Source organism: Priestia sp. SIMBA_032 (assembly GCF_046535215.1).
Taxonomy (GTDB): domain Bacteria; phylum Bacillota; class Bacilli; order Bacillales; family Bacillaceae_H; genus Priestia; species Priestia aryabhattai.
Window position 1 is genome coordinate 1 of sequence record NZ_JAWRXD010000261.1, and the last position, 349, is coordinate 349.

Sequence of the window (349 nt, forward strand, 5' to 3'; positions counted from 1 at the left end):
GGATGAAATAAAGAATTACTCAATCCTAAAAAAATAGATAAAATTGCATATGGAATAAATCCTTCTATAAATAGAAAACCGAGCATTAATAATGCATTACTTGCCATAGAAAATATCATAATCGGCTTTCTTCCATATATGTCAGCAATTCTCCCTCCTATAAGTGAACCAAAGCTTGCAGCAATTGGAGAAAGCGCCATAATAACCCCAACTTCCAACAACGAATCTACCTTATCTTTTAAATATAATGCAAAAAAAGGCATTAACATCATCATTGCAATTCCATTTAACGTCTCTCCAATAAATCGAATCCATACGTTACGGTCCATCTCCCTTAACTCACGCCACG

1 protein-coding gene is annotated in these 349 nt (G+C 34.4%); it reads right to left on the minus strand.

What is annotated here, in order from left to right; genetic code table 11:
- Positions 1 to 349: MFS transporter (locus SB717_RS34270; protein ID WP_410907294.1), on the minus strand; the 349-nt coding region annotated here is incomplete at both ends.